The organism is Noviherbaspirillum humi (genome assembly GCF_900188095.1).
In the GTDB taxonomy this organism is placed as follows: domain Bacteria; phylum Pseudomonadota; class Gammaproteobacteria; order Burkholderiales; family Burkholderiaceae_D; genus Noviherbaspirillum; species Noviherbaspirillum humi.
The window spans coordinates 50,213-67,841 of sequence record NZ_FZOT01000007.1 but is presented as its reverse complement, the minus strand read 5'-3'; the positions used below and the strand labels follow the sequence as shown (position 1 = coordinate 67,841).

At 58.2% G+C, this 17,629-nt stretch carries 16 protein-coding genes; 12 read left to right on the top strand and 4 right to left on the bottom strand.

Going from position 1 to position 17,629, the window contains the following annotated elements:
• The first annotated feature begins 30 nt into the window (after positions 1-30).
• The 7 genes from CHB88_RS12405 to CHB88_RS24445 all read left to right on the top strand — a co-directional run bounded on the left by CHB88_RS12405 (position 31) and on the right by CHB88_RS24445 (position 7,343).
• Positions 31-417 (top strand): surface-adhesin E family protein, encoded by a 387-nt coding sequence (locus CHB88_RS12405; protein ID WP_143131235.1) that lies wholly within the window; start codon positions 31-33, stop codon positions 415-417.
• Between the two features lie 2 nt (positions 418-419).
• Positions 420-2,729: a cellulose biosynthesis cyclic di-GMP-binding regulatory protein BcsB gene (gene bcsB / locus CHB88_RS12400; RefSeq protein WP_089399649.1), complete on the top strand. Its 2,310-nt coding sequence runs from the start codon at positions 420-422 to the stop codon at positions 2,727-2,729.
• A gap of 364 nt (positions 2,730-3,093) precedes the next feature.
• Positions 3,094-3,783: a PEP-CTERM sorting domain-containing protein gene (locus CHB88_RS12395; protein ID WP_089399648.1), complete on the top strand. Its 690-nt coding sequence runs from the start codon at positions 3,094-3,096 to the stop codon at positions 3,781-3,783.
• A gap of 220 nt (positions 3,784-4,003) precedes the next feature.
• A complete protein-coding gene (locus tag CHB88_RS12390) occupies positions 4,004-4,741 on the top strand; it encodes a flagellar brake protein (protein WP_089399647.1) in 738 nt (245 codons plus the stop codon).
• Positions 4,742-5,033: 292 nt separating this feature from the next.
• On the top strand, positions 5,034-5,306 hold the full coding sequence (locus CHB88_RS12385; protein WP_143131234.1) for a hypothetical protein: 273 nt from the start codon (positions 5,034-5,036) through the stop codon (positions 5,304-5,306).
• 501 nt (positions 5,307-5,807) lie between these two features.
• Positions 5,808-6,707: a phytanoyl-CoA dioxygenase family protein gene (locus tag CHB88_RS24450; protein ID WP_143131233.1), complete on the top strand. Its 900-nt coding sequence runs from the start codon at positions 5,808-5,810 to the stop codon at positions 6,705-6,707.
• Between the two features lie 369 nt (positions 6,708-7,076).
• Positions 7,077-7,343, top strand: coding sequence for a hypothetical protein (locus tag CHB88_RS24445; protein ID WP_143131232.1), 267 nt, complete (start codon positions 7,077-7,079; stop codon positions 7,341-7,343).
• A 34-nt stretch (positions 7,344-7,377) separates the two neighbouring features.
• Here CHB88_RS24445 and CHB88_RS12370 read toward each other — a convergent pair whose 3' ends face one another.
• Positions 7,378-7,671 carry a hypothetical protein gene (locus tag CHB88_RS12370; protein ID WP_089399643.1) on the bottom strand — a complete coding sequence of 98 codons (294 nt, stop codon included), beginning with the start codon at positions 7,669-7,671 and terminating at the stop codon, positions 7,378-7,380.
• A gap of 342 nt (positions 7,672-8,013) precedes the next feature.
• Here CHB88_RS12370 and CHB88_RS12365 point away from each other — a divergent pair, with 342 nt between their 5' ends.
• From CHB88_RS12365 to CHB88_RS12355, 3 genes are read left to right on the top strand one after another with little or no spacing between them, the layout of a single operon-like run.
• Positions 8,014-8,790 carry a YdcF family protein gene (locus CHB88_RS12365; protein ID WP_089399642.1) on the top strand — a complete coding sequence of 259 codons (777 nt, stop codon included), beginning with the start codon at positions 8,014-8,016 and terminating at the stop codon, positions 8,788-8,790.
• Positions 8,791-8,816: 26 nt separating this feature from the next.
• Positions 8,817-10,283, top strand: a complete 1,467-nt coding sequence (locus CHB88_RS12360) for a right-handed parallel beta-helix repeat-containing protein (protein WP_089399641.1) — start codon at positions 8,817-8,819, stop codon at positions 10,281-10,283.
• Positions 10,271-11,365, top strand: coding sequence for a GNAT family N-acetyltransferase (locus tag CHB88_RS12355; RefSeq protein WP_089399640.1), 1,095 nt, complete (start codon positions 10,271-10,273; stop codon positions 11,363-11,365). The genes CHB88_RS12360 and CHB88_RS12355 overlap by 13 nt, the downstream gene beginning before the upstream one ends.
• Here the strand turns inward: CHB88_RS12355 and CHB88_RS12350 are convergent.
• From CHB88_RS12350 to CHB88_RS12340, 3 genes are read right to left on the bottom strand one after another with little or no spacing between them, the layout of a single operon-like run.
• Positions 11,351-12,187 carry a hydrolase 1, exosortase A system-associated gene (locus CHB88_RS12350; protein WP_089399639.1) on the bottom strand — a complete coding sequence of 279 codons (837 nt, stop codon included), beginning with the start codon at positions 12,185-12,187 and terminating at the stop codon, positions 11,351-11,353. The two genes, CHB88_RS12355 and CHB88_RS12350, sit on opposite strands and share 15 nt — an antisense overlap.
• Position 12,188: 1 nt before the next feature.
• Entirely contained in the window at positions 12,189-13,025 is an 837-nt protein-coding gene (locus CHB88_RS12345; RefSeq protein ID WP_089399638.1) for a hydrolase 2, exosortase A system-associated, read from the bottom strand.
• A 1-nt stretch (position 13,026) separates the two neighbouring features.
• Entirely contained in the window at positions 13,027-13,434 is a 408-nt protein-coding gene (locus CHB88_RS12340) for an acyl carrier protein (protein ID WP_245844942.1), read from the bottom strand.
• A gap of 186 nt (positions 13,435-13,620) precedes the next feature.
• Here CHB88_RS12340 and prsT point away from each other — a divergent pair, with 186 nt between their 5' ends.
• Positions 13,621-16,401, top strand: coding sequence for an XrtA/PEP-CTERM system TPR-repeat protein PrsT (prsT, locus tag CHB88_RS12335; protein WP_089399637.1), 2,781 nt, complete (start codon positions 13,621-13,623; stop codon positions 16,399-16,401).
• Between the two features lie 352 nt (positions 16,402-16,753).
• Positions 16,754-17,437 carry a PEP-CTERM sorting domain-containing protein gene (locus CHB88_RS12330; protein ID WP_089399636.1) on the top strand — a complete coding sequence of 228 codons (684 nt, stop codon included), beginning with the start codon at positions 16,754-16,756 and terminating at the stop codon, positions 17,435-17,437.
• The last annotated feature ends 192 nt before the right edge of the window (positions 17,438-17,629 follow it).

Here is a 17,629-nt window from a genome sequence, read left to right as displayed (position 1 = left end):
GTCTTCTTCACGCTGGCCGGTTGGTCCAATATGGCGGAAGCCAAGTCCGAATGGATGCAGCTCGGCGAGGATGCGCGCGCAGTCATCTACCTCGACGCCGCGACGATCGCGCGCCAGGCAGGGCATGCGAAATTCTGGAGCCTGCTTTCTTTCAAGGCGCCGCTGCCCGGTGGCCCGGCGTCGGAGAAGCGCCTGTTCATGCTGGATTGCCGCGAAAAGTCATTGACCTGGATGCAGTCGATCTATTTTTCCGAGGCGCGGGCTGAAGGAGAAGTGTTGGACGTCCGGACCGACGGCCGCAATCGCTCCGCCCCGCGGCGGCCCGCGGATCTGGAAGGCTTGGTCCGCGCCGCCGCGCCGCGTGAAGCACAGCATCCGGAACTGGCTTATCTGGCGGTTCTGAAACAGATGTGCTGAGCATGGCGTTCCCTTCCTCTTTTTCCCGCCTTCTGCGGCCGCTTGGCGGCGTGCTCCGGTTGGCGCTCATGCTGCTCCTGTCGCTCGCCTGTCTGTGTTTCAAATCGGGTGCGGCGCAAGCGGCTGAGTCCCGATCGTCCGCTGATGCTGCGGGCCTTCCCGCCTCCTCGGAAATGCAGCGCGCCTATGCCTTTCCGGGACTGGAGCGGGAAAGCGCCTTGCGCTTGGTGACGGCCGAAGGGAGCCCCGCGCTCAAATTTTCGATGCGTGCCGACGAAGTGCCGCGCAAGATGACGCTGCGGCTGCGGCTGCAGTTTTCGCCGGCGCTGATTCCCGGTCAGTCGCATATACGAATCCTGCTCAATGACGAGACGGTGGCCAGCGTGCCGGTCACGGCGCAGAACGTCGGGCGGCAGTTCACTCAGGATGTCGAACTGGATCCGACGCTCCTGAAGGACTTCAATCGCCTCGCCCTCGACTTCATCGGCCACTACACCGCCGAATGTGAAGATCCCTTGCATAGCAGTCTCTGGGCAGATCTGCATCGCGGCAGCGAATTGCGCCTGGTCTTGAACCGGATAACGACGGCCAACGATCTGGCGACGCTGCCGCGCCCCTTCTTTTCGTTGCGTGAATCGGAGCGCTTGACGCTGCCCTTCGTATTCGCACCGCAGCCCGATCTAGCCAGCCTGCGCGCTGCCGGAATCACCGCCTCCTGGTTCGGCAAACTGGCCGCCTGGCGCGGCGCCCGGTTCCCGGTCCGCTTCGGCGACCTGCCCAAGGGGCATGCCGTCGTATTCGCGACCAATTCGAGCCGTCCAGGCTTTCTGGGTGGCGAAGCAGCTTTCGATGGGCCGGCGCTATCCATTCGGTCCAATCCCGCTGACGGCATCTCCAAGCTTCTCCTGATATCCGGACGCGACGGAAATGACCTGGCCGTGGCTGCCGAAGCCCTGACCCTGGGCACGGCGGTGCTCTCCGGCGAGCATGTGCGGGTCACGCCTGGCCACCGTCGGGCGCCGCGCGAAATCTACGATGCGCCCAACTGGGTGCGCCAGGATCGGCCGATGAAATTCGGCGAGCTGATCGATTCGCCGCAGCAGCTTCAGGCTCGCGGTCACATGCCTGAACCGGTGTCCATCAGCTTCCGCGTGCCGCCCGACCTGTTTACCTGGCGCAGCCGCGGCGTGCCGATGAACCTGAAGGTCCGTTACACGCCGCCGGCGCCGCGCACCGATGCCATGCTGGACATGCGCATCAATGGCGAGCAGTTTCAGTCCGTGCTGCTGCGTGCCACCGGGCAGGGCGGCGAATCGGCGCGCGTGGTGCTGCCCATGCTGGATGCGGCCCTGTTCGGCGAGAACACCGAAGTCATGATTCCCGCCTTCAAGCTCGGCACACGCAATCAGCTCGACTATGGTTTTGCGTTCCGCTACTACAAGCCGGGGCCCTGCCGGGACGTGCAGATCGACAATGCGCGCGCCATGATCGATCCCGATTCAACGGTCGATTTCTCCGGCTTCCGCCATTTCGCCGAACTGCCTCACCTGGGCTTCTTTGCCACCGCGGGCTATCCCTTCTCGCGCTACGCCGACCTGTCGAATACCGCGATCGTCCTGCCGGACCAGATCCGCACGGAGGATGTGGAAGTCATGCTGTTCCTGCTCGGGCGCATGGGCGATTCCACCGGCTACCCGGCCACCCATGTAACGGTGGTCAAGGCTGGCGACGAGAAGGAACTGCTGGACCGCGACCTGCTGATCATCGGCCCTAGCGATCATCCTCTGCTGCGCAAATGGCAGAAGTACCTGCCGGCGGTCTTGTCCGGTCCGGGTCAGCGAGTGGCGAAGCCATCTTCCGGTTACACCGTCCTCGACCGGGCGAACGCCTGGTTGGGGAACGATGCGATCGCCCCGGCGGCTGCCGCCGCGCAGAAGCATTTGCGTGGCAACGGTCCGCTGGCGGCGCTGATGCAGTTCGAGTCGCCGCTGGCGCGTGGCCACAGTGTGGTGGCAGTGACGGCGGTGGAGCAGGGAGACCTCGCCGGCATCGTCGATTCCCTCGCCAACGATGGCATCGCCGATACCCTGCATGGCAGCGTCGCCCTTTTTCATGGCGGTCAGACGGAAAGCCTGGTGGCTGGGCCCACCTATACCGTGGGTTCGCTGCCGATCTGGGACTTCATCTGGTTCCATTTCGCCGATCATCCCGTGCTGCTGGCGCTGATGTCAGTGCTGGCGGTGCTGGTGTTCGCCTTTGCGCTGTGGCGGTCGCTGCGGCTTCTCGCCGACAAGCGTCTTCGTGGCGAGTGATAAATGTCATCGACGCTGTGATAGGGAGGCAGCGGATTCGGCCGCGCCGTCGGCCCGAAAGAGCGGTGCCGAAACGGGCAATGCGCTGCACAAAGGCATATGACGGGGCTATCGAAGAGGAGGAGTCACATCCTGAACTCCTGCCCAGTGGGCACAACCCTGCATTCTTGCGCAGTGGAGCAGGCCGGAGCGTCGATGCTCCCCGATCTGCAAAGCCCGAAACCTGTCGAAAAACTTTACGGTTTTTCGGGGCATTCAGAAATAACGCACTTAAGCTATTGAATTGCATCGTAAAACATTATGGGCGCGCAAATTGCTTGATATATCTCAAGACATATAAATAAAACTTCCTGGGGAAAAAGTCATGTTTAAAAAATCCATTCTTTTTTGTGCGCTATTGGCTGCGATGATAGGCAGCGGTACCGCTCAGGCCTCTGTTGTCACTTTCAATCTCGATCAGGGCATCAATGGAACGACCCCGTCGGCGAACGACGTCAAGCCATGGCTCACCGCGTCGTTCACCGATATCGGGAAGGACCTGGTTCAGCTGGTGATGACGAATAACCTCGTCAATGCAACCACGAAGCTGGCAACCGGCGAGTATGTTGATGACTGGCTGTTCAATGTCGATTCAAAAATTGCTAACCTGACCGCGACCTACATCAGTGGTTATCAGGCCGTAAGCTTTACGACCGCATCGCAAACCAACGGCATCCCTGCTATCAAGGCGGGCCTGTTCGACATCAATTTTGTGGATGGTACCGCTGGCAACAACCGTTTTACGGGCGGCATGACCTCCGTCTACAATTTTTCGGCAGTGGGACTGACCGCCGATTCTTTCGTGACACCGAGCGCCAGCGATGGCGCTATTGCCGGCGGCTACTACACTGCCGCCGATGTGCGTGGCATCTATATCAACGGAGCTGGCGGATACTCAGGTTCGATCGGTACCAAGATGCTTCAGTCGTCAGTGCCTGAACCGGCTTCCGTCGCCCTCCTGGGTTTGGGCGTGGCCGCACTGGCACTCGCGAGACGCCGCAAGAAAGCGCAATGAGCTGCTGATGTCTCCATCCAGAAGCCCGCGAAATCGCGGGCTTTTTTGCTATGTTGGCCAGCGAGTACTCCGATTCGCGGGAGTGCAGGTGGGATCTCACCAAACAAGAGATGATTCGAGTTTTGCAAAAGTGTGCGAATGGGAGGTTGGCGCAGCGGGTATAGTGGTGTCTTCAAGCGATTCCATGGATGTCGGAAACGCGAATCCGGCTAGCTGAAAAATGGACCTTACATTAGACGACAAAGAGATTGAGCAGCGTTACCTGTTAGTTGGACCGAAGGTGGTCCGCAGTGAATTGGAATGTTTGATTCGTGCCCGCGTGCCGGTATCGCTGTACTTCGATGAAGGGCGCCAGTTCCTGTTGACCGTGCTGCTGGAAGTGACACCAGAGCATCTGACGTTCGATCTTGGCGGTGAAAAGCGGATAAATCAGCGCCTGGAACAATGTGACAGGGCCAGTATTGAATGCATACAGAATGGCATCAAGACAAAGTTCGTCATCGGCAGGCCGCAAAGGACGGTATGGAAAGGCTTGGAGGCCTTCCAGGTGCCCTTGCCATCCCAATTGCTTCGCTTGCAGCGTCGTGAATGTTTTCGGGTCACTCTCCCGATAAACAAGCCATTGTTCGTCGCAGTAGCAAACGCTTCGAAGCAGTTGGCGGAAAATTGGCTGCTGCACGATGTCAGCGTGGAGGGGTGCGGCTTTTCGTTGCCCGCAGCCCTCGCAGGTGAAATTGCGATTGGCGACGAAATCGAATTTCAATTTTCCCTGGCCAAATCAGGTCTTATACAGGCTTCCGCGCGGATTCGCCATATCACTTCGCTGCCCGATCGGAAAGACGCAACGAAGCTGAGAATAGGCGCTGCGTTCGTGGCGTTTCCTTCCGCTTCGGCCAAAGCCCTTCATCGCTATATCACTGACGTAGAGCGGCAACGAAAGGCCATGCTTCATACCTAAGCCATTGCGCATGTTGAGCTGGTTCCATGGCGTTGCGGTCATCCGCTTGGGCTCGGCCGCGGCCAGCAGTGCGGACTCCACGACCGCGCATGGTCATCAACCATTCGATCCTGCACCTACGGTCAAGCAGTCGCTTTAGCTTGGCACCATCCGCCCGGTAGCAGCGAATTGTTGGTGCTTGATGAAACGCAAAGGAAAACCGGCCGCCTCTAACGCGTTTTTTCCCTTGTGTTATTTTCTTGACAGACAGTAATCAGGAGCGGCAGCCGATTCCAATCACAAGGATTCAATCATGGAAAACAGGGTGGATGATAGGGCTCAATTGATTCGAATGCTGAAGACACTCGCGCGATTTTCCGAGTGTTCAGCGAACCGGCTCGCCTACGAGCAAGCTGCCAACCTGATTGATAGCCTGGATCATGAGATCGCCAGCTGTCGCAAGATTTTAAGGCAGGAATTTGGCCTGACCGATCCGGAGATCGGTTCACGTCTCGCCTCGGTGATGCCTTGTGCGCTTGATTCTTCGAACGCAGAGAGCAGCATGATGGAGCGCTCGACCAGCTAAGGCGTGGCGTACACGAAATCTCCTGGACCACTTTCTTTTTTGGGCTATCCGTCCTGTAAAGGGCGGGGTTCGGCCTCACGATAAAACAACGCCTTGCTCTCTTACTCACGGAGTGGAAGGCTGTTTGTGTCTATCTTGGATGGCTTTTAGCGATTCATGCTGATCGCTTGAGGGCGCTGCGTTCAGCCTGAATCGATGGTCTGGAACCGGGTATGGCAGACCGATACGACGCAGCACGCAGTTACGCCATCGGAAGCCCGCACCTTTTGAATTTTGAAGCAATCGGCTCAACCCCATGAGGTCTCCACTTTGGCGGAGAGCCAGTACTCCGCTCACCGCAAGACGGAAAAGAGCGGTGTCGATTCATCGCATTGAAGCATGCGGCTGAGGGTGGCCAACGATGCTTGGTTCGACTTTCTTATGTTGTGGTAAAGTAATTTTGTAACTTTCAGGCGTATTTTTGCGAGCTGTTCGGTTTTCCGTCGATAGGAACTGCAACACATGGAATATGCACGTCATTCTCCCGGGCGCGGTTTTCGGCCATGGCATAGCCTCCTCTACTATGGCCAACGCATCGTTGTCATGCCTTGGATGAGAGATCGTGTCGTGCAGCTGTTGCAACGTTACGTGCGGCTCCGCACTGGCAAGTCTCCTTCGACGGCATCCGGCCCATGCAGTGCTCATCTGTCCAGGCTGCGTATCGAAGGCTATACCCCATTAGGGCAGCTTCTGACCGCTACCCAATTGCATGATATTCGGGCGTTCCTGCGGGATAAGCCGCTTACGACCAAGCAGGCGCCTGGACAGCGCTTTGTCCGTGCCAGCGTGCCGCCTGATGTTCGAATGGCCGACTATGCCATTGCCGATGTTGTGGATTGTCCCCACATCCTGGCGTTGGCGAACAGCCCTGAATTGGCCAATCTGGCTGCTGCTTACATCGGTTGCAAGCCGACATTGAGCGCACTGGGATTGCGCTGGTCTTTTCCTGGCCAAGCAGCATGCGATGAACTGCAGACCTTCCACCGGGATGTCGACGATTGGCGATTCTTCAAGGTCTTCGTCTATCTGACCGACGTGGATGTCGGGGCCGGACCGCATGTGTATGTCAGCCATACGCATATCACACCAGCCTCGATGCGGTTGGAGCTCTTGTCTGATGGAGACGTAAGTCGCCAGTTTGCGGACCGGAAGGTGCACACGATCACCGGCGAGAGCGGTTTCGGTTTTGCGGTGGATACCTATGGCATCCATAAGGGCATGCCGCCCACCGACACGCCAAGGCTGATGCTGACAATTCAGTACTCGCTCTTGCCAAATTATCTATACAAGTATCGTCCCTTGCGCCGGCCTGAGCTTGTCGGATTCGACAGGTATAGCAACCGGCTATTCCTGCAAAACTGATTTTGCGTACCCGGTCCTTTTGGCACTCTTTCGAGGCGTTAGCGGGGAGCCGTGCCTAATTTCTACTGCAGACACTGTAGACGCCCAACGACTCGGTATGCGTTGCATGCGGTGCTTGAGTGGTGCCTGCATTTGGATGTCATGCCAAACCGGTTTTTGGGCCGTTTTGGCGAAGAATCCTTCCCGTCTTGCTGAGGTAAGTGCGCAACACGGGCTGTGGATAGTTACGCGAAACAGACGACGTGTTCAGGTTTGAAAGCGGCAGGGGATGCGTTGTTTAGGCCTTCGGGATAAGATATTCCTATCTCGCAAAGAGATGTTCCTTTCCGATTTGGCAAAAACCAAACGGAAGCCCCGGAAGCTTTCCGATTGACCGAATACGAAGCGTTTATGGAAAATTCAGAAACGGCGTCACAACGCAGCCAAGAGATATCCGAGAACCCGATTCCGGAAAATTCCATCCATAAGCGAACCGATACCCTGGCATCATCGATTGTGGACTTGGGCATTACGCTTCAACGCGTGGGCAATACGAAACGGGCTGCCTACTTTTTGAAGGAAAACGATATCAGCTTGGCAGTGGCGTTGCGTGTCCTGACCCAGCCGCATCTTCGCCGAAAGTCGAATGGGAGCTGAGTCCGGGAGAACGAACAGGGGGAGGCGGAGGTTGTTACGGCTGATTATTTGAGACTCTGAAGCCGTGGCTATCAAGCAAACTGTCGATGCAAGCTCTTGCGACAGGCGTGACGGCAAGTGCTGTCAACCATGCCAGGGCCGCGCCGGGTATCCAGCCGATGAGGAAAGCCAACAGGATCCCGAACTGGATCGCCACAAGCCAATAAACGAGGGCGAACATCCCTAGACCGGCAATGACTGCTACCCGGCCACTATAAAGTTGGCGGACGTCGGCAAAAGGGGAAAAATCCGGGGTGCGTCGTTCAGGTAGGCCATTAGTCGCTGACATGTCATTTCCTTTCGGGGCGCATATAACTCATTTGGACAGCGCATTTGCCGAGCATTCCCGTTTTTGCGCTGCATCAATCAGGGAAGCGGCTTTCTTCTGCCTGCCTGACAATAGTGCCGAAGCAAAAGTTAGCGCTCAATTCATTTTGCTCTGCGTTACAATTTTCAGTTGCGCTGCGGAACATTCAAGCGCGTCAGAAACGCATGGGTGCATCGTGTCATTGACGTCTCACCGGTCTTCGGTAGCGGGACAAGGGTTTGACACTAAAAGTCTAAAAAATTTGCGGTGCCCAATCGGCGCATGCAAAGGTGAGAATCATTACAACACGGCGAATGGGTGAGCATGGATGATAGTTTTTCAACGTTGTCGCAGCTTGTCCGCATATTGCTTCTGCCTCCCGCCGGTCTTTTTTTAATCATGGTTTTGGCCATCGCGCTGCGAATTCGATGGCCGCGTCCCGCGCGCATGCTCGCCACTGCAGCAGCCATAGGCTTGTATTTTCTGTGTACCGGCCTGGGCGCATATCTGCTGGTGCGGCCGCTGGAACTGCGCGCCAACGCCTTGCGCGAAACGACGAATACCGGGGCGCAGGCAATCGTGGTCCTTGCAGCAGGGCGATATGCTTACGCCCCCGAATTCGGCGGGGAGGAGATCCCCGATTATGTTGCGCTGGCACGCTTGCATTACGCCGCCAAGCTTTACCATGACACCGGCTTGCCCATTCTTGTCTCAGGAGGCAATGGTTCATCGGACGGCCAGCTCAAGCCGAAAGCCGTTGCCATGGCCAAGTCATTGCAACAGCAGTTCACGATCCCGGTGAAGTGGGTGGAACCCGCTTCGGAAACCACGGCCGAAAACGCGATTTATTCAGCGCGAATGTTGAAGCCCGAGGGAATTCGGCGCATTTTGCTGGTGACTGATGCGATGCACATGACGCGTTCGGAACAGCGGTTTCGCGCCGCCGGTTTCGACGTGGTGCCGGCACCGACCATATTCTTCAGCGAAGCCAAACTGAACCTGTTCGATCTCCTGCCAACGGCTGAAAACCTTTGGCAGTCATACTATGCGACTTACGAGTGGATGGCTTTGATCCGTGATGAATTGGCTGATCTCGTTTGAAACTGGCGGCCTCGGCCGATTGAGCAATGACTAAGACACTTTTCAAGCGCAAGGCGCGTCGCCATCGGCAATGGATCAATCCCTACACGGCGGTTGCGCTCGGCGTCGGCATCATGGCAGCCAGTGTCGTCCTTGCGGTTAACAGCATCGACGTCCCGCCACGACAGCTTGCGCGCTACATCGAGCACCGTGCTGCGGGCCACAATACCGTCGTCACGGCGCTTGCCGGTGGCGTGTCGAAATTCTTCACTGCGCAGGACCGCAAGGGCGACGTCCGGGTGACAGCGCAGGCCATGCAGGTCGGAGCAGCAGTCGATGCGATCCCGTTGAAGGAAGACCGGATCGGTGCACGCCAAACCATCTTCGTCAATTCCTCCGCCGAGGCGATTCGGGCTATCGCGGAGGCTCGTCCGGGCGACGCCATCACCTTCATGCCCGGAGAATATCGTTTCAGTGGTACGGCGGTTTCCGCCAGCCGCGTCGGTGAGCCGTCCGCTCCGATCTGGGTGAGGGCGGATCGGCTCGGTACCGTCTTCCTGAAACTGGATATGGTCGAGGGGTTCCGCGTGTCGGCACCGCACTGGCGTTTCGAGAATCTGAATATCGAGGGAACATGCCAGGACCACTCAAGGTGCGAGCATGCTATCCATGTCGTCGGCAAAGCACATCATTTCATCGCGCGGAATAACGTCATCAGCGACTTCAATGCGCATATCAAGATCAACGGAGCAGGCGCCGACTTTCCCGACCATGGGTCGATCGAAGGCAATACGCTGACCAACCTTGCCGTCCGCAATACCGACAATCCCGTCACGCCCATCGATCTCGTTGCCGCCAGCCATTGGACGATTCGCCGGAACCTCATCAGTGACTTCGTGAAGGCACAGGGAAATCAGATCAGCTATGGCGCCTTCGTGAAAGGAGCGGGGTCGCACAACCGAATGGAGCAGAATCTCGTCCTGTGCGAAGACAAGCTCAGGGCGCCAGCAATGCAGCGGGTGGGTTTGTCGCTGGGCGGCGGCGGTACGGGCAGCGCTTTCTGCCGTGACGGCCGTTGCATCACCGAGCAGCAGGAAAGCGTGATCCGCGAAAACCTTATCGCCCATTGTTCCGACGACGGCATTTATCTCAACAAGGCGGCCCAAAGCCAGGTCCGACAGAATGTCCTGATTGATACCGCCGGCATCGCAGTCCGGTTTGCCCAGAGCAGCGCAGAAATCAGCGGCAACCAGGTCGATGGAACGATTCGCCAGCGCGACGGAGCACTCCTCCGGTCCGCCGATAACGACACCACGAGTGGACTGGGCTTGTTCCTCGGCTGGCATCCAGTACGACGTCAGTTTGACGATCGCGGCGTCCTAGCCGGTCTGACGTCACGCGTTCAGCGTGAAGACAGCGATAAGGGGATGGAAAGCGCTGCGCGCTGCCTAGGCCTCCGGACGCAGCAAGTCGTTGATAAGGCATCAACCTCCTCCAAAGCATGTCAACCTTAGCCGACATCCGCGTGTACGACACGCTGCAGCAACTGCCATCGCCGCTGCAAGCGCTGTGCAAGGACGATGAAGCGACAAGCTTCTTTCTCAGCCATGCCTGGTTCGATAATCTGAGCCGAACGGGACTCGACGCCGCTATGCAGACGCGCGTCTATGCGATTGCTGCGCCATCCGGCGATCCGTTGATGCTGCTGCCGATGTGCCATGCGAAGCTATCCGCGCGGTCTGGCACCAGACGGTTGCAGAGTCTGAGCAATTACTACAGCTCGCTGTATGCTCCCCTGGCGACTTCCCAAGCCGCCCTTGACGCATTGCCGCGGCTGGCCGGCTTTATCGCGGCGGAGCGTCCGCGTTGGGACATCGTCGACTTCCGCCCGCTGGCGGGGGACTCCACCCTTACCGCTACGCTGGAGCAGGCCCTTCGCAGCGCCGGCATGGCGGTTCAGCGCTATTTTTGCTTCGGCAACTGGTATTTGCCAGTCGAGGGGCGCACCTTCCAACAGTACTTCGACACACTGCCATCCCGCTTGCGAAATACCGTTCGCCGCCGCTCGAACCAGCTTGCGGCGGCACATGCGCTGGACATCCGCATCCTGCAAACGGTGGAGGATATCGACGAAGGTATCCGCGCCTACAGCAGCGTCTACGCGGCGAGCTGGAAGCAGTCGGAGCCTCACCCCGACTTCATGCCGTCGCTTATCCGGCTGTGTGCGGTGCGTGGATGGCTGCGCCTGGGCGTCGCCTATATCGACGGCGAACCCGCCGCAGCGCAGTTATGGATTGTCCAGAATCGTACCGCCTCGATTTATAAGCTCGCTTACGACGAACGCTTCGCCAAGCTGTCCGTCGGATCGGTGCTGACCTCCCGCCTGATGCAGCATGTGATCGATGTCGACGCAGTGGCGGAAGTCGATTACTTGACCGGCGATGAAGTCTACAAGCGCGACTGGATGTCGCACCGACGGGAGCGGTGGGGCGTCATGGCGTACAACCTGAGAACCTGGCGCGGACGCCTTGCCGCAGCATTGAACCTGGGAAAAAGCGCAATCAAGCGGCTGCGGCGAGCCCTACCGCTGGGCTAACCACTGCTGGCACCAAAGCGCCACCTGGTCGCGCCATGCCTGGCGGGAGAAGGTGTGATCGGCATCGGGCAGTCGCCGCCGCTCGACGCCTTCGCGGTCGAGCAGCTGCTGCCAGGCGCTCGATGCGCTTACCGTATCTTCGAATTCCTGCGCCGTCAGGTCGCTGCCACTGGTAATGATGAGTAGCCGGCCGCCGAACCGCGCCAAACCGTCGTACATCAATTCCGGCAAGGGCTTCGACTTCTGCGGCTGGCGTTCCATCACTTTCGCGAGATTGGCGCCCAAAGATTCCAGCGCCGACCGATAGCCAAATTTGCCGGTCACGACTTTACGCCAGAATGCCCCGGTGACGAACCGGCGCAAGTAGTAGTGCTTCAGGTAAGCGCGGGCCTGGCTGGTTTCCGTGCGTACCCATGGATTGATCAATATCATCCCGGTGATCCGCTTGTCACCAGGGCCATGCAGGCAGGCTGCCGAAGCGGCATCGCACAGTCCCCACAGCACCACTTCCCTGACTGCGGGAACGGCCTGCATGAAGGCATCGACGGCGGCCCGCAAGTCGTCCTGAATGTCATTGAAGCCTTGCGTTTCACCATCGCTATCGCCCATGCCACGATAATCGAAGCGCATCACCGGGATGCCGTTCGTAGCCAGCGCCCTTGCCAGGAGCGTGAATTGCCGATGAGCGCCGACCCGGTATTGCGGACCGCCGACGATGACGAGCACGCCGCGTTCGCTGCATGCAACCGGTCGGCTGACGATGCCATATAAGCTCGCATCGTGACAGCGGAACGTTACGACGTTTTCTTGATAAGTTGACATGTCAAGTCGCCAAGGCCATTTCGGTTGCCTGCATCACGGCGTTGCAATCTCCCGGCTCCAATACCGACCAGAACGGCGCGCAGGCGGCATGGTGCACCTGGACTGGCGTGCCGTTAACCAGGTATCGCTCCACCAAGACTTGGCGGGCCGGGGCCAGCGCGGTAACCGCCGCACCGCCGATCTCGATCCAATGAATGGTAGTGTTGGCAAGCGTGAACGCGGATCCATCCAGCGCATCGATTGCAGCCGCTATTTCCGGCGTAAGCGCGTACCCCACTATTTCAAGAGAGCGGCCGCGGGCCAGCTCCGCCCTCAGTGCCGCCGTATTGAGGCGGTTGCCGGATGGTCCGGCCGTGACCTCCGTGGCGAGTTGCAGGCGCAGGAGCTGGTTGATGAAGCCCTGTCCCTGCAATACCGGCTGCCATAGCAGCAGGGTATCCACTGCGCCGCTCCGTTGCGCAAAATCGAGCGCGAGCAGTGCGCCGAGCCTCACGCCCCAGAGCGTCAGCGGCCCGCCGTGGCGCTGGCGTAACCAGTCCACAGCGATATCGAGATCGCGGAGCCAGTCCGGCCAAGTTGCCTCTGCCAGCACGCCACTGCTGTCGCCGCATCCCAGGAGGTCGATTTGCAGTACGGCGAAGCCGAGGCTGGCCAGTGCGCGTGCCTGCAGCGCCGACACGCGCCGCGCCCGATTGAGCTCCTCGCCAAACGGCGGCACATGCAGCACCGCGCCGCGATAGCGAGAGATGGCGTGCGGCGGATGATAGAGGCAGAAACGATAGCCTGCGCCGACCGGCAGGAAAAAGGGCTCGGGGGAGGGGGCCTGCCGGGGCGACATGTCACGCTTGCCGAGCCGCGGCAACGTAAGCGGTCAGGCTGCCGAGAGTCTCGAACGTGGCGCTACTGATATCGGAATCGTCGACGGCGATGCCGAATTGTTCCTCCAGCGCCGTCAGCAGCTGCATGACGCCCATCGAGTCGAGCTGCGGGAGATGATGCAGCAACGGTGTTTCTGCGCGCAGCGCGCATTCATCCTTCTGCAGCCCGAGCACATGGACAAGGAGGGTTCCAACCTGGGCTAACAAGCCAGGATCGAGATCGGCGGTCGTAGTCATGAAGAAGTCGAGGAAGAATCGGACGGCATGGTAACCGGCTTGGCGAAGCACGACCGATATAGTAACCTCTGGTATGTTGGGAATAGGAAACAGTTTAATGGAAAAGATCTCGCCTGCGTCAATCTGCCACACCGAACCGTCCCGCTGGCGTTCGGCCGTCGCCGAAGAACGGGCGGACCTAATAGCCAAGGCAGGCGATTGCCACCTCACACATAGCGATTCATCCGTCAATCAAGATGGGTCGATACCCGGTCCAGTCGGCCGATAAAGTCAAGACAGCGCCGAAAAGGCGACCTAAACCAGCAGGGGAGTAGCGTCATGCGCAAAAAGAGTGTCAAACAACGATTCGGGGTGGCAGCCATCTCGACCACGATCCTGCTCGGTAGCGTTCTGGCAGGCTGCGATCGCTTCCAATCGGAAGACGGGTTGATGGCAGACGCCCGCAAGTATCACCAAAGTGGCGACGACAAGGCGGCGGTAATCCAGCTGAAGAATGTATTGCAGAAGAATGCAGATCACATGCAAGCGAGGTTATTGCTGGCACAGGTGTACGAGCAGACGGGTGACTTCGCCTCGGCTGAAAAGGAAGCCAGGAAGGCGCTGAGCCTGGGAGCCGATGCGGCTCAGGCCTTGCCGGTTCTGGCTAACGCACTGCTGGCGCAAGGCCAGTATCAGAAAGTCATCGATGAGCTGGCCAATGCGCCCGGTGCTGATCCGTTGTTCCAGACACTGCGCGGCAATGCCTATTTGGCCCTGACTAACAAGGCGGCAGCGCGATCAGCCTTCGAATCGGCATTGGCTGCCAAGCCGGACCATGCCGCGGCCATGATCGGGCTGGCCAAGCTGGCGCTGCTGGAGCGCCAGCCGGAAGTAGCAAGCCGGCTGGCAGGCCAGGCGGCAGAAGCAAACGCGCAGAATGTCGAAGTTTGGCTGTTCAAGGGCGACATCCACCGCCTCCAAGGCCAGGCCACGGAAGCCTTGGCTGCGTACGACCGGGCCATCGCCATCAACCCGAACACGCTTGTCGCCCATTTGCAGAAATCGCTGCTGTTCATCAATCAGAAGAAGTTCAGCGAAGCCCGTGCGTCGCTGGATGCCGCGAAGAAGACGGCGCCTGACAACATCCTTGCCCTGTATGGCGAAGCGCTGCTGAGTTATTCGGAAGACAAGACGGCGGCGGCCAATGAAACGCTGCTGCAGGTTCTACGGCGCGCTCCCGAATACATGCCGGCGGTGCTGCTGTCCGGAGTGGTCAACCTCAAGCTCGGCGCCACTCAGCAGGCCGAGCAGCACCTGAAGAAGGTGCTGGAAAAGGACCCCAATAATCTTTATGCCGCCAAGCTGCTGGCATCGGCGCTGCTGCAGAACGGGCAAGCCAGCCGGGCGGTGTCGGTCATCGACGCAGCGCTCAAAAAATCGCCGGACGATGCGCAGCTGTTGGCGCAGGCAGGCGAAGCGCAAATGCGCCTGCAAAACTTTTCCAGGGCGACCGAATACTACGAGCGAGCCACCGCGCTGGCGCCAAAGACCGCGCCCCTGCACACCGCGTTGGGCATGAGCCGACTGGCCCAAGGCGAGGAGCGCCGCGCCATTGCCGAACTCGAAACCGCAGCCACGCTGGATGCCAAGACGACCAAGGCCGGGGTCATGCTGGCCATGACCCATCTCAGGCTGAAACAATACGATCAGGCGCTGGCGGCGGTGCAGGGGATGGAAAAGGAACATGCCAGCAATCCGGTCGTCGCGAACCTGAAGGGAAACATCTACCTCGCCAAGCGCGACCTGCCGGCCGCACGCGCCAATTTCGAAAAGGCGTTGTCGCTGGAGTCCACCTTCTTCCCGGCAGCGGCCAGCCTCGCCAAGCTGGACCTGGGCGATAACAAGGTCGATGCAGCGAAAAAACGCTTCGAGACGCTGCTGGCCAAGGATAAAAAGAATTTCCAAGCCATGGCGGCACTGGCTGATATCGCCATCGCCGAGAACAAGCCGGAGGCGGCAATCGCCTGGCTTGAAAAGGCGGTCAAGGAAAATCCCGACGACATCAAGCCATCGATGCTGCTGGCTGCGCATCAATTGCGCCTGGGCGACGGCCAGAAGGCGCTGAACACGGCCCGCAACCTGCAATCGCTGCACCCCTCGAACCCGGAATTGCTGGATTTCCTGGCGCGGTCCCAGCTTGCCACCGGCGATCGGGAAGCGGCGCTTTCCACCTATGGCAAGCTGGCGGTGCTGCAGCCGACGTCGGCCATGGTGCAGGTGCAAATCGCCACGCTCAATCTCGCCGGCCGCAACGATGCAGCCGCAGCCGACGCGGCGGCCAAGGCCTTGACCTTGCAGCCAGACCTGATTGAAGCCCAGCTGGTTCAATCCGCACTGGACATGAAGGCCAAGCGATACGACCAGGTTCTGAAGGCCGCACGACAGCTTCAGAAACAGCATGAAAAGTCGCCAGCCGGTTACGCGCTTGAAGGCGATGCCCTGCTGGCCCAAGGCCAGCCGGCGTCCGCGGCAAAGGCATTCGATCAAGCTTTTGCAGTCGGCAAGACCGCGCCGCTTTTGGTCAGGGCAAGCCAGACATGGCAGCAGGCAGGCAACCAGAAGGAAGCCGAGGCCCGCCTCGACCGGTGGTTCAAGGATCATCCAAACGATGTGCAGGTTCGCCTGCATCTGGCCAATATGGATTTGGCGAACAAGCGGAACAAGGAGGCGATTGCCCAGTTTCAGCGCGTCCTGGCTGTCGATCCCAAGAACGTTGTGACGCTCAACAACCTTGCATCCGCCATGCATGAGGAAAAACTGCCTGGTGCGCTCGACTATGCGAAAAAAGCGTATGGACTCGCTCCGAAGAGTGCTGATGTCGCCGACACGCTAGGCTGGATACTGGTCGAGCAGGGGGACGTTGCTCAAGGACTGCCGAAGCTTAAGGAAGCGGTTGCAGCGAACCCCAATTCGGCTGAAATTCGATATCACCTCGCAATGGCGCTGTTGAAATCGGGAGACAAGGCAGCTGCACGTAACGAAATGGAGCAGGTAGTGAAATCCGGTCAACATTTCGCAGGTGCCGCTGACGCACAGCGCTTGTTAAAGGAAAGCCTCTAACAGGAAGGATACACCGCGTAAGAAGGAAGAATCGTGGGGGAAGGTCTTGGCCCATGTGCATCCGGGCCGGCAAATCATGAGTTATCGAGGCGCAGCATGAGGCTAAGTAAAAAGCGATCGCGCAGATACGATTACAAGTGAAGTCTCAAGGTGCTTCCTGATTTTGGCTGAGGCACTGGTTGTGCCAAATTAGAGTGTCAGAAAATTTTACACAAAGCTTGGTAGAATCGCCTAATTGTGCATGTTCAAACATAAAAGGTAATAAATTCAAAGGCTTATATTTCTGGCATGGGTGTTGCTTATAAGGGTGGGTCAAGAAGGAAAGTAATTCCAACAAAATAAGGAATCCAAAATGAAAAAACTTCTCACAGTTCTCCTTGCCGCGGGCGTAATGACTACTGCAGCTGCTCCTTCATTCGCAACGCCGACCCTTCGCTTGACGAGTGGCGCGGTTACGAAAACTGTCGTCGATAATGCTGCAAACGACGCAACCGAAGAGAGCGGCGTGGTCGGTTATATGGGAAGTGTTGGCGACTTCTCGCTGTCGGTGACAACTGGCGTGACGAAGCCTTATCAAGGTGACGAATACAATCCATATCTGGATCTAAATTCCTTGAGCGGCACCTCTGGGAAGGCGGGTACGCTGAAGTTGGAGTTCACCGAAACGGGATTCCTGAGCATCGATAATGTGTTGTATCTGCTGTCGCAGATTGGTGGCACCATCAACAATGCAAATGGTAGCAGCCTCACGTATGACGTGTATGCGGACGCGAGCAACGCCGCCTTCGGCACAGGTACTCAGCTGTTGCACGCGCAGTATGGAACTGGAGCATTTTCAAACACGGATTTTTTAAAGGGCGATTTGACTAATCCCTTCTCGCTGACTATCGTTGCAACGTTAACGCACGGTGCAGGTGGCACGAGCAGTTTCGATGCGTTCGTTGGTGTTCCAGAACCGACGACCCTTGGATTACTTGGTATCGGGGTTCTAGCTCTGGGACGCACTAGAAAAAAACACAAATCCAAATCGCTATAGGAATAAAAAAGCGGTTATAGATCAATAACCTTTAGCAAGTTAAAAGATTTTGAATTACAGGAAAAGCCCGGAGTTAAACCGGGCTTTTTTCATGGATTCTCAAATTCACTAGTTTCAAGGTAATATGACCGATAATAAACGGTTATTTGTCTTAAAGTTGACACGCTCAAGTTTTACAGCGCCGAATATGGG